Source organism: Streptomyces sp. NPDC002104 (genome assembly GCF_053593795.1).
Genome location: NZ_JBSFDF010000003.1, coordinates 206394 through 228917 on the forward strand (window position 1 = coordinate 206394; position 22524 = coordinate 228917).

Here is a 22524-nt window from a genome sequence, read left to right on the forward strand (position 1 = left end):
GGCACTAACCTCTGCCGCGCCGGTCCTGGCGGTCCTGGCGGTCCTGGCGGTCCAAGAAGTCGATCAGCCGCGCCTCCGACCGCAGGAGCCGTTCGCGCTGCTCCTCGGGAAGGGAGGCGAGGCGGTCGACGAGGACCCGCCTGCGCGGAACCTGGACCATGTTGCCGGAGTAGAGGCGGCAGGCGGAACACCAGGCGAGGCCGATGCACCGCTCGAACGCCGGGGATTCGGGCGGATGGCAGCGGTACGTGTACGAGCGGACGGGCGTCCCGCAGTCGGCGCAGACGTACCGGTCACCACCGGGAACCGCGCCGAAGTTCCCGGCCTTCCGCCAGTGCTGTCGCCCGGCCGGTGCTCTTCACGTCGTCATGCGGAGCATTCTCGTTCACGGACGTCCGCCCGGCACGGAAATATCCGGGCAGCCGTCCCGACCTGGGCGGGCCCGAGGCCCGACCCGCCCAGGTGCGGCCTACCGGGCGGCTACCACAGGACGGGGAGCCGCTCGGGGAGGCGCTTCATGAACCGGGTGCGCCAGACGAGCTGGTCCACCGGCACGGCGAGCTGGAGGCGGGGCATCTTCTCCAGGAGCACCTCGATCGCGATCTCGGTGTGCCGCTTGCCGAGGGCGGTGGCGGGGCAGTAGTGCGGTCCGCCGCCGAAGGACAGGTGGGTGGCGGCGTTCTGCCGGTCGATGTCGACGACGTGGGGGTCGCTGAACACGGCCGGGTCCGTGTTGGCGGCCTCGACCAGCACCAGGAGGAGCTCCCCCTTCTTCACCTCGACGTCCCCGAGGGTGACGTCTTCGAGGGCGAGGCGGGGCAGGCCGTCGGCGATGGAGAGGTTGACCCGCAGGAGTTCGTCCACGGCGGCCGGGATCTTCTCCGGCGCCTTCCGCAACTGCTCCCACACGTCCGGGTTCTGGAGGAGGGAGAAGACCGCCATCGTCAGGAAGCCCATGGTGGAGATGACCCCGGCGCCGAACAGGGTGACCCCGACCGTGGCGAGCATCTCGTCGGTGAGGTGGGCGTACTGGGGGTCCTGGCGCAGGGCCGCCAGCTCGGCGACGAGCCCGGTGGTGGTGGGGTCGTCGAGGCGCTCGACCATATAGGCGATGTCCCGGTCCCAGTTGAGCTTGGCGCCGGTGACGGGCAGGCCGAGTTCATGAACGCGATGTCGAGGCTGGACGCCAGCCGCGGGGCGTCGGCCTGCGGTATGCCGAGGATGCGGCAGTGCAGGTTCTCGGCGTACGGATTGGTGAACTGGCCGCGCAGGTCGACCGGGGCCCCGTGGGTGAGGAGCCCGTCGACCAGGTCGGAGGCGTGGGAGCGCATCCAGTCGGTGAGGCCGTCGGTCTTGGGGTTGATCGCCTTGAGGACGGCCTTGCGCAGCCCGGCCCCGGTGATGTTGCCCATGTTGTTGACGACCTCGGGCGGGATCGTCAGCGCGTACTGGCGGGGCACCCCGGGGGCCGAGGTGTCCTTGAGGCTGAATCTGGGATCTTCCAGGACCAGCTTGCACAGCTCGTAGGAGGAGACGAGCCAGGCTTCGTCACCGGCGATCGTGCGGACCCGCTTGACCGGCTGGTCGCGCAGCTCCTCGACCTGGTGCGGGAGCTGGTCGCCGCGCGCGGAGAACGGGAAGTCGAGAAGGGTGTCAGTGGACATCGGGTGCTCCTTCGGCGGGGGTGATGACGGCGTGTCCCTGGTTGCGCGAGGCGCGCAGACCGGAGCCGCGTGAGTAGAGCAGTTCCGCCATCGGCAGGAGCTGGTGGTAGCAGTTGAGGGAGGACGGCACCCCGAGGATGGCCGGGGTGTCCAGGAAGAGGGGCGCCTCGGCGCAGACGTACTGCAGGCAGACGTCGCGCTGCCGGGTGGTGGCGGTCTTGCCGCCCAGCACCTTGGAGGAGAGGAACGAGTCGACCAGGGAATTGCAGGTGCTGCGGAATTCCGGGTCGGTGTCGAGCAGGTTGTACAGGTGGGTGTGGAGCGCGCGGTACGCGGGGATGTCCGTGAGGGCCGACATGGGCCGCGAACGCAGCCGCTCGCCGGAGGGGTCGGCTTCCGCCGCGGCGTTGTTGACCTTGGCGCGGACGCCCCGCAGGTTCTTGACCGCCTTGCGCCGGGCTTCGTCGGCGTCGTAGCCGAGTGCCTCGTACATGTCGGCGACGTGCAGGTCGGTGTAGATGAGATCGACCTGTGCGAAGTTGCGCATGCCCCAGTGAGCGAGGTCGATGACGCGCTGGGCGGAGAAGTAGCTGTTTCCGGGCGAGATGCCGATCACGGCGTGATCGCCTTCGGCGTGGATCACCTGGCAGTGCGGGGTGTACGGCCGGACTGTGAAGACTTCGGTCAGTGTCGTCAACAGGGTCGGGTCCTTCGCGCCGCAAGTCCCGTGGGGCCCTGTGCCCCGGGTGTGGCGGCGACGTGACGGAAAGGTACCGGAGCGATGCGCACCGTTCCATGCCTTCCGGCCAGTAACTCACCTGCTGGACATCACAGTTGCCCGGGGCTACGACCAGGGCGTATGCCCTTCGGCGGCTGCGGGATGTGCTCGGCGAACCGCCCCGCGGTACGTACGGGGGGCCGCCCGCCCCGTCGGGGCGACCCCCGGAAGTTGACCGGTTACCGCCCTGCCGACTGGTGCAGGCGCCGCCAGTAGCCCGAAACGTCGCTCACGGCGGTGGTGACCGAGTCGAGGATCATCGTCGTGCGGGTGTCCTGGTCGTAGCGGTCCCAGCGCGGCATGGGGCGGTGGTTGGGGTCGCCGGTGCGGATGAAGGAGATCCACGCCGCGTGCATCGTGGAGGCGAGACCGTCGCAGACCCGGGGGTCCAGCCCGGCGAGGAAGGGCGCCTGCGACCACTTGTCGAAGTTGTCGAAAGCGAACGGCAGTTCCAGGCAGTGCGCGGCCGCGAGCCGGCCGCCGTGCGCGGGTGTCGGAAGGCTGAACTGGTAGGCCCAGAGCGGACGTCCGCGGGCCGCCCGCCGTTCGGCCAGCGCCACGGCGGGCATGCGGAACAGCTCGTCGGTGATCAGGTCCATCAGCACGTCCACGGGGCGGGCGCCCGGCCGGGCCTCCTCGTACGCGGTGTACGCCTGCTCCGCGCGGTTCCCGAAGGTGTCCCGCGCCCTGGCGACCACCTGCTCCCGGGTCGCGCCGGCGTACGGCTCGCTCAGTGCGAAGGCGAAGTTGGCCTCCTCCCTGGTCCAGCCGATCAGGACGTCGATGTCGGCCCCGGCACCCCCGAGCAGCAGCTCGGCGGGGTCGCGGTCCAGCGTGACCCCGCCGAGCACCGGCAGGAACGGGGTCGACCAGTAGCCCCACCGCCCGGTGCGCCCGAACATCTCGAAGGTGGCGGCGATCAGGCGCTGCCAGGGCAGGGCCCGCAGCTCCGTCACGTCCCGGGCACCCAGGATGTCCAGGAAGGCGGCGGTGCGCTCCAGGGATTCGGTACGGGTGGGGATCTCCAGCCCGAGCGGCGGGCTCTGCAGGATGGCGCGCCGGAACAGGGGGCGGACCGCCGGCCGGGGGGTGCGGTAGCCGGCCAGCGCCGCGACCGACAGCGCGCCGCCGGACTGGCCGGCGAGGGTGATGTCGTCGGGGTCGCCGCCGAACGCGGCGATGTTGTCCCGTACCCAGCGCAGGGCGGCGAGCTGATCGGTGAGCCAGAAGTTCCCGCCGGCCCCGTCCTCGCCGAAGTAGAGGTAACCCAGAGGCCCGAGACGGTAGTTGATGGTGACGACGACGAGGTCGCCGTCGCGCGCGAAGGTCTCGCCGGAGTAACCCGGCACCGATCCGGACCCGGAGACGAAGCCGCCGCCGTGGATCCACACCATGACCGGCCGTTTGGCGCCGTCGGTGCCCGGCGTCCAGACGTTGAGGGTGAGGCAGTCCTCGTCGAAGGGCGGCGAGCCGTGGGTGCCGAGCACCTGGTCGCCCCCTTCCCGGTAGGGCTGCGGGGCGCTCGGGCCGAAGGCGGTCGCGTCGCGCGTGCCCTGCCAGCCGGGGTGGGGCCGGGCCGGCCGCCACCGCAGGGCGCCGACCGGCGGCGCCGCGTAGGGGATCCCCTTGAACACGGAGAGCCCCCCTTCCGTCCCCCCGAGCAGCCGGCCCGAGGGCAGTTCCACGACGGGTGGGGCCGCGGCCGTGGTTGGGGCCGTGCGCGGGGCGGCCTGTGCCGCGCGCCCGCCCGTCGCCCCGGAGAGCAGTGCGGCGCCCGTCAACACCCCGGTGTTCCTGAGGACTTTGCGCCGCGATGGATCGTCGGTCATGGTGCTTCACTCCCTGGCTGATCGTGTGCCCGTCGCCGGAATGTATGTAGCGCCAATTTGGCGAGGGTCAGTATTGCGCTATACGTGGAGTGCGCGTCAAGGGGTGCCGGGCGGGTGGGATCGTGGATCTTGTGCGACCTTGACGGGCGTCACAAAAACGCGATAGACACGTGTCACTTCGACCGGAGGCCAGGTCTTCCCTGAGCGCCGGACCCTTCTGCGCCTGGGACTCCCCAAGGCGGACCCCCATCAGCAACATCCCTCCCTTCAGGGTGGGTTGACTACGTACGGAGTTCCCATGGCAGGTCGTGTTCGTCCCGTTGGTCTGGTCGCCGCATCGACGGCGCTCCTGCTGGCCACGGCATGTGGAGGTGCCGGCCTCGGGGCCGGCGAGGGTGAGTCGAACGGGCCCGTGAAGATCGGGCTCCTCGTCCCGCGGTCGGGGACCTACAAGGCGCTGGGCGACGACATGAAGCAGGGCTTCGAGCTCTACGTCGCCCAGCACGGCGGCAAACTCGGCGGCCGCGAGGTGGAGATCGTGATCGCGGACGAGGGGGAGACGGCCGACTCGGGCAAGGCCGCGGCCGAGAAGCTGGTCAAACAGGACCGGGTGCTCGCCGTCAGCGGCGTGGTCAGCTCGGCCACCATCAACGGGGTCAAGGACCTGTTCGAGACCGCCAAGGTCCCCCTCGTCGGCTCGAACGCCTCGCCCACGACACTCACCGGGACCACGTACATCTGGCGCACCTCGTACGTCAACGACGAACCGGGCAAGGCCCTCGGCAAGCACGTGGCCCAACAGGCGGGCAGCGGAAGCGTCTTCCTGATCGCCGCGGGATACCAGGCGGGCAAGGACGAGGTGGAGGGCTTCAAGTCCACCTTCCTGCCCGCGGGCGGCAGGATCGCGGGGGAGGAGGTCTACACGCCCTTCCCGGGCACCAAGAACTTCCAGCCCTACCTCGCGCAGATCGAGAAGTCCGGTGCGAAGGCCGTCTTCTGCTTCTACGCCGGCGGCGCGGCCGTCGACTTCGTCAAGCAGTACCGGGACTTCGGCCTGGCCGGCAGGATCCCGCTCTACGCACCCGGCTTCCTCACCGAAGGCGGTGTGCTGACGGGCCAGGGAGACGCGGCCAACGGCATCCGCACGGCGCTCAACTACGGCGCCGACCTGGACAACGCCGCCAACAAGCGGTTCGCGCCGGCCTACACGGCCGCCTACGGGTCGGCCCCCACCACCTATGCGATGGCGTCATGGGACGCGGCGCAAGTCCTCGACAAGGCGGTCGGGGCGGCCGGTTCCACCGTCACCTCCGCATCGGTCAACGCGGCCATCGCCCGGGTGGGGGACATCGACAGCCCGCGCGGCACCTGGCGGTTCAACAGCGCCGGGACGCCCGTCCAGCCCTGGTACCTGCGCGAGGTCAAGCAGGGCGTCAACACCGTCGGTTCCGAGCTCGGCAGACTGGGCGGCTGACATGTCCCGATGGCTGGACGGCAACGTCGTCAGCATCGTCGACGGGGTCGCCTTCGGACTGCTGCTCTTCACGATCGCGGTCGGACTCTCCCTGGTCTTCGGCATGATGGACGTGCTCAACCTCGCGCACGGCACCCTCTACCTCGCCGGCGCCTACGTCGCCTACGCCCTGTCCGACGGAACCTTGACCGGTCTCCTCCTCGCACTGCTGGCGGGCGCCCTGGCGGGCACCGCGGGCGGGGCCGCGCTCACCTTCCTCACCCAGCCCCTGGCCCACCGCGGGCACCTGGACCAGGCCGTGCTGACGCTCGGCATCACCTTCGTCGTGGCCGACCTCCTCGCCGCGGCCTTCGGCTCGGACGTCCTGCCCACGGACCCGCCCACGGTCCTGCGCGGCACGGTGGACCTCCTCGGCCACTCCTACCCGGTCCACCGGCTGGTGTTCATCGCCGTCGCGGCCGCACTCGCCCTCCTCGTGCACCTCGTCTTCGAGCGCAGCTCGCTCGGAGCCCTCGTCCGGGCCACCGTCGCCGACCGGGACATGGTCCGCGCGCTCGGCGTCGACATCCGCAAGGTGCTCTACGGGGTCTTCGCGGCCGGCGCCGCCCTGGCCGCGGTCGGCGGAGTCCTCGGGGCCCCGATCCTCGGCCCCGGACCGGGCGTCGACGAGACCGTGCTGGTCCTCTCCCTCGTCGTCGTGGTCGTGGGAGGCCCCGGGTCGGTGCGCGGCGCGCTCGCCGGAGCGCTCCTGATCGGCCAGGTCCAGACCCTCGGAGTGGCCCTCCTCCCGGAGTACGCCCCCTTCCTCCTCTTCGGCACCATGCTGCTCGTCCTCGTCGTCCGCCCGCAGGGCCTCGTCGCACCGGCGGTGCGCGCATGAGCGCCGCCATCCCGGGCGCCGGCTCCGCGATCCGGCGCCGGCTGCCGGCGGCCGCCGTCACCGCCGGACTCGCCCTGGCCCCCTTCGTGCTCGGCCCGTACGCCGTCGCCACCCTGTCGCGGATCCTGGTGTTCGCCCTCCTCGCGCTCAGCGTCAACCTGCTCACCGGTCTGACCGGTCTGGCGACCCTCGGCCAGTCCGCCTACTTCGGCGTCGGCGCCTACACGGCGGCGATCGTGGCGACACGGATCAGCGACATCGGACCGCTCCAGCTCCTCATCGCCGCAGGCGTCTGCGCGCTGGTGGCCGCGGTGACCGGCTGGCTCGCCGTACGCGCCCGCGGCGTGGTCTTCATCATGCTCACCCTGGCCATCGGCGAGATCGTCCACAGCGCCGCCGTCAACTGGAAGTCCCTGACCAACGGCACCGACGGCATGTCGGGCATCCCGCCCGTCGTACCGCTGCCCGGCATGCCCGCCCTGGAACTCGACGGACTCGTCCACTTCTACGTCCTGGCCGTGTTCCTGCTGCTCTTCGCGGCGGTCTCCCGCCTGGACTCGACGGCGTTCGCCCTCGCCCTGCGCGGCATCCGCGACAACGAACCCCGCATGCGGGCGATCGGCTACCCCACCCAGCGGTACGCCCTGACCGTCTACAGCGGCGCCGGGGCGCTCGCCGGCGCCGCCGGGGCCCTGTGGGTCTCGGTCCAGCGGTTCGTCTCGCCCGGCGACGCAGGCTTCGAGATCGCCGCGCTGGCCCTGCTGGCCGTGGTCGTCGGAGGCTCCGGCTCGATGCGGGGAGCCTGCGCCGGCGCCGCGCTCGTCTGGCTCACCCGCGACTACCTCGGAAACCTCGAAGCCGTCGCCGGGCGCGGCCCCCTGCTGCTCGGACTGCTCTTCGTCATCGCCGTCTACGTGCTGCCCCGAGGACTGGCCGGCGTACGGATCCCGCACGGACCCACCCGGAAGAGGACGGCATGACAGCTCACGGCGTACTGGAACTGCGCGGGGTGTCCCGGCACTTCGGCTCCTTCCGCGCCCTGGACGAGGTCGGTCTGACGGTGCGTCCGGGGGCCCGGCACGCGATCATCGGCCCGAACGGCGCGGGCAAGTCCACCTTGTTCGGCCTCATCTCCGGCACCTTGCGGACCACCGCCGGAACCATCCTCGTCGACGGCAGGGACGTGACCCGGCTGCCCGTGCACCGCCGCGTCGGACTCGGCGTGGCGGCGACGTTCCAGCACTCCAGTCTCTTCCTGCGCGAGACGGTGCTGGAGAACGTACTGCTCGCGGTGACGCGCCGCTCCGGTTCGCGCGGCGCGGCGACCGTCCGGGCCCGCGAACTGCTCGACCGGGTCGGTCTGTCCACCCGGCACGAACTCCCGGCCGCCGCCCTCTCGCACGGCGAGCGGCGCCAGCTGGAGGTCGCCGTGGCCCTCGGAACCGAACCCCGGCTGCTCCTCCTGGACGAACCGGCCGCCGGCATGTCCCCGGCGGAGACGGCGCGGCTCACCGAGCTGATCGCCGCCCTGCCCGGGGAGGTCACCGTCCTGCTCGTCGAGCACGACCTCGACATGGTCTTCGCGCTCGCCGACACGGTGACGGTCCTGCACCTCGGCCGGCACCTGAAGACCGGCACCCCGGACGAGGTGCGCGCCTGCGCCGAGGTCCGGGCCGCCTATCTGGGCACCACCATGGAGGTCACCCCGTGAACCCGCTCCTGCGCCTGCGCGCACTGCGCTCCGGTTACGCCGGGGGCATCGTCCTCGACGGTGTGGACCTCGACCTCGAGGAGGGCGCGACCCTCGCCCTCCTCGGCCGCAACGGGGTGGGGAAGACCACCCTCATCTCGACCGTCATGGGACTCGTCCGCCCCTCCGGGGGCAGCGTCGTCCTCGACGGCCGGGACCTCGCCGGAGCCCGCGTCGACGTGATCGCCCGGGCCGGGGTCGGCGTCGTCCCCCAGGGGCGCAGGGTGTTCGCCCCGCTGACCGTGGACGAACACCTGACGATCGCCACGCGGCGCCCGGCGCGCGGCCCCTGGACCAGGGCCCGCGTCCTGGACCTGCTGCCGCGGCTGGGCGAACGGCTCGGGCACCGCGGCGACCAGCTCTCCGGTGGGGAACAGCAGATGCTCGCGATCGCCCGGGCCCTGCTGGGAAATCCGCGCCTCCTGCTCCTCGACGAGCCCTCCGACGGCCTCGCGCCGGCGATCGTCGCCCACGTCGGCGAGGTGATCCGGGAAGTTGGGGCGCAGGGCATGTCGGTGGTCCTGGTCGAGCAGAACCCGGGCCTGGCCCTCTCCGTCGCCCGGAACGTGGCGGTCCTGCAGAAGGGGGTCGTCGTCCATCAGGCGGCCGCCGCGGAACTCGCGTCCCGCCCCGGGGACCTGCGGCGCCTGCTGGGCGTCGACTGAGTTCAGGCGCCGGCGGTGTCGTCCGCCCGCAGGGCGGTGCGGACGCCGGTGACGACCACGGCGATCAGGCAGAGGGCGATGATGGTCTCGGCCCACAGGAAGGCGAACCAGTCCAGCACGCAGCCGATCGGGGGCGTGCCGGGAGCGGTGTTGCGGAACGCCGACAGGGCGAAGAGGGTGGCGGCCATCCACGCGAGGGCGGGCCAGACCAGGCCCTGGCGGCGCGTCGTCAGGTACCAGGTCGCCAGGAGCACGGACGCCGCCAGCGCCCACATCACGATCATCATGAAGCCGGTGAAGGCGAGCAGGCTGGCCGACCGGGACAACTTCACGCCCAGGGCGGCCTCTTGGGGTGAGCCGACGGGGGTCGCGGCGACGGAGAAGAGCGTGTCGTTGTTGGAGAACAGCAGACGCACCGGCACCTCCTTTCCGCCCAGTTGGGCCCAGAACCCGATGTCCGTCTCGTAGGAGTCGAAGGGGTAGTCGCCGATCGACCCGTCGGTGAGCGCGACTTGCAGGTCCTTCGTCGTGATCCGCTCGTGCGCCGTGAAGTCCAGGTCGCCGAGGGTCGCCTGGGAGGTCTGGAGGCTGAGACCGGCCACCGGGGCGGTCCCGTCCGCCTCGCCGAAGGCGCCGCGCGGGGTGACCCGGACCCGGAGCACCAGTTCTCTGGCCGAGGCGTCGACGCGCTGGACGGCGGCCTGGACGTCCACCCGGTCACGAGCCGTCGATCCGGCCGTGTGGACCCTGTCGATCAGCTGCCGCTCGCTGAACTGGAGCCACGAACCCACGGCCACCGCCGCGAGGATCAGGAACGCGAGGGGAAGCAGGAAGGGCAGCATCGACGACCCGGAGCGGTGCGGGCGGGGCGGGGCCGAGGGCGGGGCCGAGGGCAGGTCCGAGGGTGGGGCCATGGTGACTCCGGCGAGAGGGGGGAGCGAGGGGGAGTGGCTCGTCCGGCCGGGGGCGCGGCGGCCGCGGTGCGATCCTCCTCGACCGGGTCGCCAATGCACCGCATCCGGGGCGGCATCCGGGTGAGCGTGTCGCCGGCGGCCGGACGCCGGGGGTCACCTTCCCTCGTTGTGTGTCTCCGTATCACCCGTTATCGTGGGACATGTGCGTTCCGACCGCGCCGCCGCGGCACAGCCCGGCGGGGCAGCCGTCGATCGGCAGAGGAACGGGATCACATGGCTGAGCAGAGCTTCCACGTCGCCGTGCCGGTCGCCGGCGTCACCCTCGCCCTCCTGGCCGCCCTCGGCCCGACCGCGGCGGGTGCCGCACCACCGCCCACCGGCGCACCCGGCGGAACCCCGCCCGCCACGGCCGCCGCGTCGCGGTTCGTACCCGGCCCCTGCCCCGAACCGCCCGAGCCGATCGAAGCGCTGGCCACCGCCCGGTGCGGGGTCCTGGAAGTCCCCGAGAACCGTGACCGTCCCGACGGCCGGACCATCGGGCTGGCCGTGGCGGTCATCCCGGCCGCCTCGGCCGAACCCGCTCCGGACCCCGTCGTGTTCATGGCGGGCGGCCCCGGGGGCGAGACGTTCGACGACATCCCCTTCCTGGTCTCCTCCGGCCTGAACCGGGACCGCGACCTGATCGTCATGGCCCAGCGCGGCAACCTCTACGACACGCCCAACCTCGCCTGCCCGGAACTGGACCGCTTCTACGCCAAGTCCGTGGGCCTGCCCTCCTACGCGCCGGCGACGGAACGGCTCATGGCCGCCGCGGTGAAGCAGTGCCGCGACCGCCTGACGGCCGACGGGACCGACCTCGGCGCCTACAACAGCACCGAGAACGCAGCCGACTTCGCCGACCTGCGCACCGCACTGGGCCTGAAGCAGTGGAACGTCTACGGCCACTCCTACGGCAGCAACCTGGCCCTGACCTACCTGCGCCTGCACCCCCAGGGGATCCGCGCGGTGGCGCTCGACTCGGCGGCCCCCGCCCCGTACGTCTCCCTGCCCTTCGCCTGGGCCAACGCCAGGGAGGGGCTCGACAACGTCTACAAGGCCTGCGCGGCCGAGCCCCGCTGCAAGAGCCGGTACCCGGACTTCGAACGCACCCTCAACGAGCAGGTGCAGAAGCTGGAGGCACACCCGCTGACGCTGAACGTCCGCCCGCCGCAGGGCGGAGACCCGGTGAAGGTCGTCCTCGACGGAGGCGCGCTGGTGAACCTGCTGGTCGCCAAGGCGATCCCGTACGCCGACTTCCCGGCCGCGATCGACGAACTCGCCCGCGGCAACCCCGAGCGCCTGGCCAAGGCACGCGCCGCCGGTTCGGCCGAGGTGTCCGGCCAGACCGCTCACGGTCTGACCCAGTCGGTGGTGTGCGCCGAATGGGTGCCCGGGCATTCCACGTCCGACGTGCTGAAGGCGGGCCGCGAAGCGTTCCCCGCATGGCCCCCGTCGGCCCAGGCGCAGGCGCCCCAACTGCCCTTCCAGGACGAGCTGTGCCGGATCTGGAACGTCCCCGACCGCACCGCCACCGTGCGGGTGCCCACCGTCAGCTCCGTACCGGTCCTCTTCATCAACGGGACCTTCGACATGAAGACCGGGGCGAGCTGGGCGCCCAGGACGGCCCGCACGCTGTCCCGTTCGACCACCGTGCAGGTACCCGGGATCGGGCACTGGGTGGTCCCGCAATCGCCCTGCGCCCAGAAGGTGCTGGCGTCCTTCCTCAACGATCCGACCGCTCCCGACACCGGCTGCGTGGCGGGGCTGAGGTGGGAACCGTTCACGATCACCCCGAAGTGACGGGGAGGAATGATGACACGGTCACACACAGGACGTCTGCGCACCGGGTCGGCCGCGGCGGCGACCGGGGTGCTCCTCGCCGGCCTGTTCGCGGCGCCGGCGAGCGCGCGGGAGGAGACGCCTGCGCCGACCGGCACGGTCGCCCGCACCGTGGGCGACGCCGGCTTCACGCCCGGCCCCTGCCCCAGGACGGCGGACCCGGTCGCCGAACTCGAAGGAGCCCGCTGCGGCACGCTCACCGTGCCGGAGAACCGTACGAAGCCGGACGGCCGGAAGATCACCCTCGGGGTCGCGATCGTGGCGGCCGAGGCCGCCGAGCCGAAACCCGATCCCATCGTGTGGCTCGCCGGCGGACCCGGCGACGACGCCGTCGGGGAGGCGAAGATGGCCATCGGCGGCGGCCTGAACCGCGACCGTGACGTCATCTTCATGTCCCAGCGCGGCACGTACTCGGCCGACCCGGCACTCACCTGCCGCAACGTCGACGAGTTCAACGCACGCGCGACCGGCCTCGTCCACGGCGCGCCGTCCACCGAGCGCGAGCACGTCGCCGCCACCAAGGCCTGCCGCGACGAACTGGCCGCGACCGGGGCCGACCTCAGCGCCTACAACGACATCGAGAGCTCCGCGGACTACGCGGACCTGCGCACCGCGCTGGGCCTGAAGGAATGGAACCTGTTCGGCATCTCCTACGGCACCCAGCTCGCGCTCGTCACCATGCGCCTGCACCCGCAGGGAATCCGGTCGGTCGGCATCGACGGCATCCTGCCCCCCTCCACCGGAGGTTCGGCCGTGACCTGGAGCGCGGCCAAGCAGGGCTTCGACGGCGTGTTCAAAGCCTGCGCGGAGCAGCCCGCCTGCAACCGCCGCTATCCGAACCTGTCGGCCACCTTCGAACGCCTCGTCCGCGAACTCGAAGCCAAGCCCGTCACCACCACCGTCACCCTCCCCGACAGCGGGAAGCGGGTGAAGGTCACCCTGGACGGCGGGGCCCTGGTCGACTGGATGACCGCCGCCACCCACATAGCCCCCCAGGTACCGCGGGCCCTCGACGAACTGGCCCACGGCAGACCCCAGCGGATCGCCGAGCAGTGGGCGGGCGGCAAGTACAGCCCCCAGGCCATCGGCCGGCTCTCCCACGGGCTCGTCTACGGAGTCTTCTGCAGCGAGTGGACCCCGTACGAGACCCAGGCCGACGCCCTGCGCGCAGGCCGGACGACCTATCCGTCGTTCCCCGCATCGGTACAGGCCCAGGCCCCGCTGCTCACGTCCCTGCGTCCCGACTGCGACGTCTGGAACATCCCCGCGGCGCCCGCCTCCATCCGGGACGTCACGCGCAGCGACATCCCCACCCTCGCCATCTCCGGCGGGTTCGACGCCCAGACCGCGGCCTCCAACGGGGCGTACGTGGCCCGCACCCTGCCCAACGCCACCGTCGTCACGATCCCCTACGAGGCCCACGTGGTCTTCGCCGCGTCGAAGTGCGCACAGGCCATCACGGTCTCCTTCTTCGACACCCCCACGGCCCCGGACACCGCCTGCCTGAAGGACCTCAAGCCCCCGGCATTCGAGATCGCCCCCTGACCCGGCCGGGGAGCTGACCGGGGATGCGAATCGTTGTAGGCTCCGCTGACCGCCCTTGACCTGCGTGAGCAGGCAGGGAGCAGACAGACCGGGAGTATTCGCATGCTTCGCACCATGTTCAAGTCCCACATCTGACATCCGGACGTTTCCGCAGGTCAGCGGCATGGCGGCGGAGCTTTGGTCAGCAATCGGTCAGCATCGGCCCCGGGGGTTGCTCACGAAAGCACACCAGCTGGCGGTCGCGCATGTTGCTGGTGTACGGGGCTTGTCGGCGTGTCTTGACGGCTTCTGGCACGTGGAGCTCGACGTCGTTGAAGCCGTGCGCGAGTACGAGGAAACTCAATTCCGATCGCCGCAGGGGGATTCCTCCGGTGCTGCGGCCGGCTGGACCCGGACCGGTACTACCGATGGTGTCCAGCTGGATCGAGCTTGCCTCAAGAAGCTGCTGTCACGGGGCGACCTCATCCCTCCCAGCGAGAGCCGACGCCAGCGGGATGTCCTACGTCGGCCACCTTCGGCCTCGGGCCGGACACGTGGAGGTGGCCTGCGCCATGGGCGTGCGTGCCGACGTTCCATCAGCATGCACGCGTTGCTCCCAGTACGGCGTGTGGAAGCTGAACACCGTCCCGTAGCCGTCAGTCGCTCTCGAATACCTCCCTGAAGGTCCAAAACCTTCCGAGTCGACCTATGATGCAGGTCACGGCCTGGATCTCCAGAGGAGGGAGGGTCCAGGGAACGGCGCGGTCGAGCCTGGGCCAGGGCCGTGTGCAAGGGGGGTGTGTATGCCCGACGGGCAGACGGTTTCTGCGGCATCGCGGAATGTTGCAGAGCTGGTCCGCGCATTCTCGTCCGGAATTTCTGAGCGGGAACTGGTTGTAGAGGCCAAGAGGCAGTTCGGCAGGCTGCCAGAGCAGCGGGTGGTCAAGTTGATCGCCGAGGCGGTCCGCGGAGGTCTGCTGATCACTTCGGGGGATCGTCTCCTTCTTGCTGCTCCGCCGGAACCGGCACTCCCGGCTCCGGTTGCGCCGGAGCAGGCCGAGGCAGGCACACAATCCGCTGTAGATTCGCCGTTGGACGAGACTTCCCTGCTGCGGACCGTCGCGCTCGACGTCGAGAGCGTCGTACGGACGAAGGCCACCGCGCCCTACCTGGAACGACACGTATACGAGGTGGCGGCCGTCAGGTTCGGCACCGACCGGGAATGGGTCGCGGCGGCACCCCGCTGGCAGCGCTTCCTCAGGTTTCCTGGAGACAGCGAGGAGTTGCGTGACGGCAGCGTGCAGAACGCTGTACTGGGCCAGGGAGTGCCCCGACAACAGGCGTGGACGGAGTTGGGCGAGTTCCTGTCGGGTGCCGACGTTGTAATTGCCTATAACGGCGAGGCGCTGGACTTTCCCGTCGTCAGTGAAGCGGCGAAACAGGCCGGTGTGAAGGATCCGCTCTCCGACGTACGCACTGTCGACGCCCTGTACCTCACCCACGCCATCTGGCCGACGGCCGCGTCCCACCGACTTCAGGACCTGGCGGTCCAGCTCGGTGTTCCCCGCTCGGGCTTGCGCGCCCACACCGCGGACGGTGATGCGGTCCTGCTGGTCCGTCTCCTTGAACGCGCGGCCTCCGAGTTCGCCTCCCGCACAGCCGAACTGCGTTCTCTAGTCTCCGATGTTTGCCCCGACTCCGACGCGTGGCGGTTGTTGCGGGAACTGGCCGAGGGTGAGTCCACCACCAAGCGTGAGCCGCTCGTGTGGGCGCATGCGCACGTGGCCCGCCTGCTGAGTGCTGAGTTCACGCAGCACGCGCCACGCCGCACCGCTGACGGAGTGGCCCCGGGCAAGGGCGTCGTGAACGTACCGGCCGTCCTGCGGAGCATCGACGGACGGGTCGATCCGACCGCTCTCGCGCGGGTCGTGCACGGCGCACACGTCGAGCCTCGCCCTGCCCAGCAAACCATGACGACGAAACTGCATGACTGGACCGACCGTGGCGTCAGCGGCCTGCTGGAAGCACCCACGGGCACCGGCAAGAGCTACGCGGTGCTCGCCTCTGCGCTGGACTGGCTCGCCGGAGGCGACAACCGTACCGCTGTCATCGCCACGTACACCAAACAGCTGCAGAGCCAGCTGGCGAAGGACATAAAGGACTTGGAGCGGGCCCTGCCCGGCATCCTCGGCGCCGCTGACCTGGTCAAAGGAAAATCCAACCGGCTCTCCCTGGCCGCTCTTACGAAGGCCCTCGCCGAAGCTACTCATCCCCGCCCCTCCGGGAGCGAGCCCCGCGCTCATTTCTCCAGGCAGCGTCGCTTCCGCGAACTCGCCGTCTTCCTTGTACTCCGCCTGCTCGCCGCGAAGGAACCCCCGCAGACATGGACGGCGAGATCGGTCGACCCGGTCGACCTACCGCCCTTCTTCATCGAGTACGTGGGCCGGGGCCTGGCACAGTGGCTGGAGTTGTTGTCCCAGCGCGACGGTGATTACGGACCCTCCACGAGCAACCCGCTGCACGTGCACACCGATACCGTCCGAGAGGCTATCGGCGGCCATCGCCTCATCCTCGCCAACCATGCGCTCGTCCTCTCCCACCTGGACGACCTGCGTGCCCTTGGGTCTGACGTGCTCCTGGTGATCGACGAGGCGCACGAGCTGGAGAACGCCGCCACCTCCGCGCTGACCGTCACCGCCGACTACCAAGACCTGGAAGCGTTGCTGCCGGAGTACTACGCGTGGCTCGCGGCCGCGCAGCCGGGCACCGCGCGGGACCAGGCCGGCGCGGCGATCGCCGACCTCGAACGCCTGCTTGACGATGAACGGCTTCCTCGGCTCGCCGCCCAGGCCTTCGATGCCCAGGCCAAGGGTGTGGGCGTACGGATCGGCAGCCGGGCGACCACGCTCGCCAGCCCGTACACCGGCACCTCCGGCACCCGGAACACGCGGCGGCTCGCGCTGGTACTCGAGAGCATCGCCAAGGCACTCGCGAACTGCCGCATCACGCTGGAGCGGTACGTTGCTCGGCATGCAGTCGGGATCGATGCGCTGGTCCATGAGCGCCTGACCGCGCTCGCGGATCACATTGACTCCCTGACCGAGGCCCTCGACCGGATCACGAGCGACATCCGCGACTTCCTCGACCCTGCCGTCACCCTGGACGAGGCGCTCCCGTCACGCGTGATCCACCTTGAAGAACTGGCGGAACCCAGGGTCGACTTGCGTTCCTACCGCTTCCGTGTCGCCACTAGCCCCATTGACCTGCCCGCCGATCCGGAGTGGCAGCGCTACCTGGAGTCCTTCGACCGCGTCCACTACGTCTCGGCGACCCTCCGGGTCTCAGGACAGTGGGACTTCATCCGAGGCCGGCTGGGACTGCCGGACGATCTTCCGGCACTGGCCCTGCCTTCCCCGTTCGACCTGCGTGGCCAGGCCGAGGTCGTGAGCTTCTCAGACTTCCCCTCCTGGGCGGAGCAGGAGGAGGGTGCGCTGCGGACCGTCGCGCACCAGGTCGCCGGCTTCGCGGCCGAGATGACACGCGAACGCGCCGACGGGAGGGGGTTCGACGGCGGCGGCTTGATCCTCACGACCGCCCGCTCGACCGCCGCGGGCATCGGCTTCCACCTCACCGAAGAGCTGCGCTCCCGTGCCCTGGGCACCCCGGTCGTCGAGGCGCTCACCCTTGGCAACGGCCGGGCCTACCAGGCGTTCACCGATCGGAGGGACGGGGGAGGTTTCCTCGTCGGCACCAAGGGACTCTGGCAGGGGGTCGATGTCTCCGACGCCGAACGGCTGCGCCTGGTCTGGATCAACAAACTGCCTTTCGCGCCTTTCGCCGCGCCGATCGTGGAAGCCCGGCGAGCGGCGGTCGCCGAACGCGCCGAGCACGCCGGCCACCCCGATCCGGAGGGCGCCGCCACCGAGCACTACTACCTGCCGCTCGCCGCGCTCCAGCTCCGCCAGGCGGTCGGCCGGCTCATCCGCTCCGACCGGCACCGGGGCGTCGTCGTCATCAGCGACCGCAAACTCGCCGGAGCGAGCAGTCTGCGCCGTGGCTACCGGCGTGCCTTCCTCGGCAGTCTCGACGGAGGACTGGAGCGCCCCGACCCGGACACCGGCGACGTGGGCGGCGGCAACGTCACCACCATGGCCGAAGGGTGGCGCCGCATCTGGCGGTTCATGGCGGCACACCGACTGCTGGATGCCGATCGGGCCGCCGCACTGTGCACGGACGAAGCCCTCGAACGGCACACCCTCCTGCCTCACACCCGCAGGATCCGCGAGCTCGCTCTGACCACCGAGGAGACACGGAAGCTGCGGGAACAGAACTCGCTCGCCGAGGAGGTCAGGGTCCGCTGCGCCCACATCGGCGGCCTGCTGCGGCTCGCCGACGAACCCGTGGACCTGAAACCGGCCCAGGAGTCCGTCATCATCGCCGTCGCCGAGGGCCGCAACGTCCTCGGACTGCTGCCAACCGGCTTCGGTAAGAGCTTCACCTTCCAGTTGCCCGCACTGGTCCTGCCCGGCGTCACGGTGGTCGTCAGCCCGCTCGTCGCCCTCATGCACGACCAGGCCCTTGAACTCAACCGGTCCATCGGCGGCGCGGTCCGCGCCCTGATCTCCCCACTGCGTGAGTCCAGCAGCAGGGCCGGAAAGACGGAGGTGTCGGACCAGCTCCTCGGCCGCGCCGACCACGGCATCCGCCTCGTCTATGTCAGCCCGGAACGCTTGTGCCAGCGGCGCTTCAGGGAGACCGTGCGCGCGGCCGCGGCCGCAGGCCGGGTGACCCGGATCGCCGTCGACGAGGCACACACACTGGCGCAGTGGGAGGACTTCCGGCCGAGCATGCGCCGGGTCAGCCGGTTCCTGGACGAGCTGCGCCGGGATCACGGGGTGGCGGTCACCGCGGTGACCGCCACGGCCAACAGAGCCGTCCACGAGGCGCTGCGCGAGGGAGTGTTCGGGCTGCCCGCCGGTGTGCCGGAGCCCGGCTCGCCCCGGGCGACCGCCGAAGCGGAGCACGCCGGTGTAGTGGACGGACTCGTGACCGTTCGCGAGAACCCGATCCGGCCCGAACTCGCCGTTTTCCGCCGCTCCCTCGACCGGCTTGGCCAGGGGGGTGTCGCCGGACTGGTCGAGCGCGTCGTCGACGCGCTCGAGGGTCACGCCATTCTGTACTGCCTCACCGTCAAAGAGGTCAACACCCTCTACACACACCTGCGCGAGTACGTCGGTGACGCCGGCGTCCGCGTGCTGCGGTACCACGGCAGGCTGACGGAAGCGGAGAAGGCGGCCGTCATGACCGAGTTCCGGGAGGCACCCCGGGAGGGCGACGACGGCTTCGTGCCGGTCGTCGTGATCGCCACGTCGGCGTTCGGACTCGGGGTCAACAGGCCCGACGTACGGACCGTGATGTGCGCGTCGCCACCCACCGACCTGGCCGCGCTCTACCAGCAGCTGGGACGGGCCGGGCGCGATAGCGCGGGGAGCGGGACGACCGGTGGCGGCCCCGTTAACAGCGGTCTCGCCCTCGCGACGAGCCGTGGTCTGCGCATGGTCCGCTTCATGACGGGCCAGGAACTGGCCCCCGCGCTCCTGCGGCGCATGGGTGGCCTCGTCCTCGCCCAGCGGGACGGCACACTCGATCCGGTGCGGTTGGCCGACGTACTCATGGCCGAGGACGCCGCAAGCGGCGCGCTGAGCGAGGCGGAGCTCGAGGACCGGCATACGCAGGAGCGTTACCAGGGCGGCATCATGCGGGCGTTTACCGCGCTTGCCGACCTCGGGGCCGTCGAGGACCTCGGCGACCACCCGCCGTACTGCGCGATACGACCCGGCGACCTCAGGCCGGCGGGCCACGGTACGGGACGCCCGTGCACGACCGCGGAAGAGTACGGGGAGGAGGCGGCCGGGCTCGCGCGGCTGGAGCAGACGGTCATCGACATCGCTCTGTCCTGGGACAGCCCGGGCCACGTTGATGTCCAGCTCCTCGACCGGGAACTAGCCGCCCGGGTCTCCGGCTACCGTTCGGTCGCCCACGGACCCGCTGCAACCTGGGAGCTGCTGGCCGACCTCCACGACAGGGGGCTCCTGGACGTCTCCGCTGCCCCCAGCCGCCGCCTCGTCACCGGATTGATCGTCCGCACCAGCTGCCTGCCAGACAACTTCCTCGCGCTGCTCGGCCGGCGCTCCCGCCGGTCCGCCGAGGAACTGGCCAGGCTGCGGGACTTCTTCAACGCGAGCACGGTCTGTGCCCAACGCGTCTTCGCCGACTACTTCGGCGTCGCCAATCTGCCCGACGGCTGCTGTACCACGGACCGCTGCCGCTGCTCCGCCTGCTGGGATACAGGCCAGTGGCCGGTGGAGGAACGGCGCCCCGCCATCGCCCAGGCCTTCTGCAGCCCGCGTCCCCGTGAGGGCGGCGACACCGACACCTCGCTACGGAACCAGCGGGTAGACCTTCAGGTCCACCGGCTGCTGCAGCTCCAGCCGCAAGGCTCGCACCCACGCCGCCTCTGGCACGCGCTGCGCGGCGACGAATCCTCGTACAACCCCAAGAGCCGAAAGATGATCCCCCTGCCGAAAGCGATACGGGAGAGCCGTCACTTCGGCGGCAGGGCCGACCTTCCCTATGCGGCAGTCGGTGCGAGCCTCGCACGGCTGGCCGGCGCCGGCGCCGCTGTCGAGACCCCGGACGGCCTCTGGCGCGCCGTTCGCGCGACACGGCACCAGCAATCCCGCCGGCCGACAGCCGGACTGGAACGGAAGGACGGTGGGCGATGACCACGGTGATCACCATCGGAGCGGACCCATGGCAGCCGTACGTCGGCGAGCCCGTGCTCACCCCCGCCATGGCCAAGGGACACCGGAGCACGCCTGTCGGAGAGTTGGAGCGGCTGCGCCGCTACCTGGAGGCCGTGGTCGCCGACCGGGCGTGCCCAGTGCACACCGCGGTCGCCTTCAACGCGGCCTATTTCGGATACGAACTCGGCAGCGAGGGGTACGGCAACGGCCCCTTCGACCTCGACGCCTTCCCCTCCCTGACGCTGGGTGACGAGGTACCGGCCCTGCCCGTCGGAGCGCTCGTCCGAATCGAAACCGGCTCCGACCCCCTGTACGCGGAGATCGTCTACAGGGAGGGCCGCCACCCGGGCGTCACGGAGGGCGCCGACGTACCAGCGTGGGTGTCCGGGGCACCGGCTGGTGTGCGGGGTCCGCAGGAACGCCCGGACGCACAGCGGCCCGTGCGACAGGAGCTGTTGGTCCCTGACCTCACGGCCTTCGGCCCGGCACTCCAGCTCGGTGAGGCGAAACTGAGGCGCTTCCGGGCCCGCCAGAAGTGGCTCAACAAGGACGGACACCTCGTCGTCGACGCTCGGTACGACTCAGCACAGCAAGCCGGGCTCGACGATTCGGCCGCCTTCGTGCACCACCTGCTCACCCACCAGCGTGAAGCACTGCTGAGCCCCCTCGTTCCCGTGTCCGTCGCCCACCTGGCTGGGAGCAGCGCACATGAGCGGCTCGAAGAGGCCCTCATCGGGTTGTGGGATACCATCGCGCACGCCCTGCGAACCAGCGACAGCCTGCGTAGCTGGGGCCACTACGCGCTGACCCGTAGCCGCATCGGGGCCGGGCTTCGCCACGACGGACCGCTCGGTGGAGCCGATGTGCGCGCCCTGGCCGGCTCCCTGGAACGCAGCGCCGCCCCGGTCACCCGGCGACGTCACGGCCTGACAGGCTCTCGCACCGTGTACACGGCGATCGGCCCCTGGCTGCGCGGAGTCGACGGTGCTGAACCCCTGCTGAGCGGAGTGGAGTACGCGGCCTCGGTGTGTCGCGCGAACCTGGCGGTTGCGGACTTCGTCCGCGGCGACACGGACAACGGCCTGCGCGCCGAGAACGATGTACGGATCACCCTGGACGACGACTTCGAGAGCGGCGGCATCTGGCGGTCTCACCACCCGGGCTCCGAGGAAGCTGGCGAGCGCGATCCGCTGCATCCGGCAGGACGCGGGTGGCACGACACACAGCAGCCGGCCGCGCCGCCCCCGAACGTCGCCGTACCCCCACAGCGAGTTCAGCAGGAGAAGCCGGAAGTGGAGCCGGAGCCGGAGGAGGAGTGGTACACCGACGCGCAGCCCGCCGACGCCCCGCTCGGGGACGGCGAACGGATCGGTCAGCCGAACTACGCGCGGATCAACGACAGCGAGGTCTGTTGGCAGCTACCGCTGCGCCTCGCCCACCTCATGGAGGACAGGCTGCCGCTGAACCGGCTGGTCCGGGGTGGGCTGGCGTACCTCGGGATGGACCGCCTCCCCGTACGCCTGGAGATCAGCCATCCCGGTGGAGACCTCGACGCGTCCGAGGAGGTGCAAGAGGTTGTACTGGACCTCACCGAAGAGACCGGCATGCTCCGGAACGTCCAATGGCCCATCGACTTCTTCCCCGGCCTGTGCCTGTACCTCCAGTGGCCGCGCGGTGGCACCGTCTTCAGACTCCATACCCTAGAGCTGGAGGACCCCGTCGACATCGACGGGCAGCTCGTCGCACACCGCTACGACACCGCGGTCCTCATCCGGGAAGGAGCTCCGGGCAGCGGCCGTGATGGCGACTCCTCCCGCAGTCTGGACACGAGGCACCTCGTACTGCGTGCCGTACGACGCCTGGGCCGGCTCACGCTCGACGGGCACGCCCTGCTCGACCGGAGCGCCCTTCCCCGGGGCGTCTACGACACCACTCCGGCTCCGCACCAGGTCACCGCGCTGGAGCAGGCAGTGGACGACCTCCTTGCCGAGCGGAACCTCTACCCGGCCACCGGCAGCCGTGGCACGGACGGTGAGCCCCACCACCCGGCCCGCGAGGGCGAGCCGCTGATCCCCTTGATCGGCTACGCGCCGAACCCCGTGGTGGTGCCACGGGCGGCGGCGGGCTGGGGTGCAGCTGCGTCCTCGCAGGACAGCCACGTCGAGCACTTCGTCCACGGCTTCCTGCGCAAGCTCCCTTCCGGCTCCGAACCGACCGACGCACAGCGCGCCGCCTACCGCGAACACTGCCGCCATGTCGGAAAGGCAGACGGCTGGGAACTGCCGAGCGGCTACACCTTCGTCACCGCACACTTCCGCCGACGCTGAGCAGCCGCGCCGGATCGCCCGCGCCACACCCCGCA

Annotated in this window: 15 protein-coding genes; 9 read left to right on the top strand and 6 right to left on the bottom strand. The window is 70.8% G+C overall.

Going from position 1 to position 22524, the window contains the following annotated elements; translation table 11 throughout:
• Window positions 1–4: 4 nt before the first annotated feature.
• The 5 genes from ACWCP2_RS04620 to ACWCP2_RS04640 form a co-directional block, all read right to left on the bottom strand.
• Window positions 5–160, bottom strand: coding sequence for a hypothetical protein (locus ACWCP2_RS04620; RefSeq protein WP_450907108.1), 156 nt, complete (start codon window positions 158–160; stop codon window positions 5–7).
• Window positions 161–480: 320 nt separating this feature from the next.
• Entirely contained in the window at window positions 481–1056 is a 576-nt protein-coding gene (locus ACWCP2_RS04625) for a cytochrome P450 (RefSeq protein ID WP_450907159.1), read from the bottom strand.
• A complete protein-coding gene (locus ACWCP2_RS04630; protein WP_450907109.1) occupies window positions 945–1664 on the bottom strand; it encodes a hypothetical protein in 720 nt (239 codons plus the stop codon). Before ACWCP2_RS04630 ends, ACWCP2_RS04625 begins: the two co-directional genes overlap by 112 nt.
• Complete coding sequence (locus tag ACWCP2_RS04635) at window positions 1654–2361, bottom strand: tRNA-dependent cyclodipeptide synthase (RefSeq protein WP_450907110.1); 708 nt, start codon at window positions 2359–2361, stop codon at window positions 1654–1656. The genes ACWCP2_RS04630 and ACWCP2_RS04635 overlap by 11 nt, the downstream gene beginning before the upstream one ends.
• A gap of 260 nt (window positions 2362–2621) precedes the next feature.
• Complete coding sequence (locus tag ACWCP2_RS04640) at window positions 2622–4271, bottom strand: carboxylesterase/lipase family protein (protein WP_450907111.1); 1650 nt, start codon at window positions 4269–4271, stop codon at window positions 2622–2624.
• A 298-nt stretch (window positions 4272–4569) separates the two neighbouring features.
• On the opposite strand from ACWCP2_RS04640, the gene ACWCP2_RS04645 reads away from it, so the two are divergent.
• Genes ACWCP2_RS04645 through ACWCP2_RS04665 form a run of 5 tightly spaced genes read left to right on the top strand, consistent with a single transcriptional unit; the run spans window position 4570 to window position 9040 of the window.
• Window positions 4570–5745, top strand: coding sequence for an ABC transporter substrate-binding protein (locus ACWCP2_RS04645; protein WP_450907112.1), 1176 nt, complete (start codon window positions 4570–4572; stop codon window positions 5743–5745).
• Window position 5746: 1 nt separating this feature from the next.
• Complete coding sequence (locus ACWCP2_RS04650) at window positions 5747–6625, top strand: branched-chain amino acid ABC transporter permease (protein ID WP_450907113.1); 879 nt, start codon at window positions 5747–5749, stop codon at window positions 6623–6625.
• On the top strand, window positions 6622–7605 hold the full coding sequence (locus ACWCP2_RS04655; RefSeq protein ID WP_450907114.1) for a branched-chain amino acid ABC transporter permease: 984 nt from the start codon (window positions 6622–6624) through the stop codon (window positions 7603–7605). The genes ACWCP2_RS04650 and ACWCP2_RS04655 overlap by 4 nt, the downstream gene beginning before the upstream one ends.
• Window positions 7602–8336 carry an ABC transporter ATP-binding protein gene (locus tag ACWCP2_RS04660; protein ID WP_450907115.1) on the top strand — a complete coding sequence of 245 codons (735 nt, stop codon included), beginning with the start codon at window positions 7602–7604 and terminating at the stop codon, window positions 8334–8336. The genes ACWCP2_RS04655 and ACWCP2_RS04660 overlap by 4 nt, the downstream gene beginning before the upstream one ends.
• Window positions 8333–9040, top strand: coding sequence for an ABC transporter ATP-binding protein (locus tag ACWCP2_RS04665; RefSeq protein ID WP_450907116.1), 708 nt, complete (start codon window positions 8333–8335; stop codon window positions 9038–9040). The genes ACWCP2_RS04660 and ACWCP2_RS04665 overlap by 4 nt, the downstream gene beginning before the upstream one ends.
• Before the next feature lie 2 nt (window positions 9041–9042).
• Here the strand turns inward: ACWCP2_RS04665 and ACWCP2_RS04670 are convergent, their stop codons facing one another.
• Window positions 9043–9954, bottom strand: a complete 912-nt coding sequence (locus ACWCP2_RS04670) for a DUF4436 family protein (RefSeq protein WP_450907117.1) — start codon at window positions 9952–9954, stop codon at window positions 9043–9045.
• A 273-nt stretch (window positions 9955–10227) separates the two neighbouring features.
• Between ACWCP2_RS04670 and ACWCP2_RS04675 the strand changes: the two genes are divergently transcribed.
• The 4 genes from ACWCP2_RS04675 (at window position 10228) to ACWCP2_RS04690 (ending at window position 22489) form a co-directional block, all read left to right on the top strand.
• Window positions 10228–11793: an alpha/beta fold hydrolase gene (locus tag ACWCP2_RS04675; RefSeq protein ID WP_450907118.1), complete on the top strand. Its 1566-nt coding sequence runs from the start codon at window positions 10228–10230 to the stop codon at window positions 11791–11793.
• Window positions 11794–11805: 12 nt separating this feature from the next.
• A complete protein-coding gene (locus ACWCP2_RS04680; protein ID WP_450907119.1) occupies window positions 11806–13377 on the top strand; it encodes an alpha/beta fold hydrolase in 1572 nt (523 codons plus the stop codon).
• Window positions 13378–14159: 782 nt separating this feature from the next.
• Window positions 14160–20141, top strand: a complete 5982-nt coding sequence (locus tag ACWCP2_RS04685; protein ID WP_450907120.1) for a DEAD/DEAH box helicase — start codon at window positions 14160–14162, stop codon at window positions 20139–20141.
• Window positions 20138–22489, top strand: coding sequence for a hypothetical protein (locus ACWCP2_RS04690; RefSeq protein WP_450907121.1), 2352 nt, complete (start codon window positions 20138–20140; stop codon window positions 22487–22489). Before ACWCP2_RS04685 ends, ACWCP2_RS04690 begins: the two co-directional genes overlap by 4 nt.
• Window positions 22490–22524: the final 35 nt, after the last annotated feature.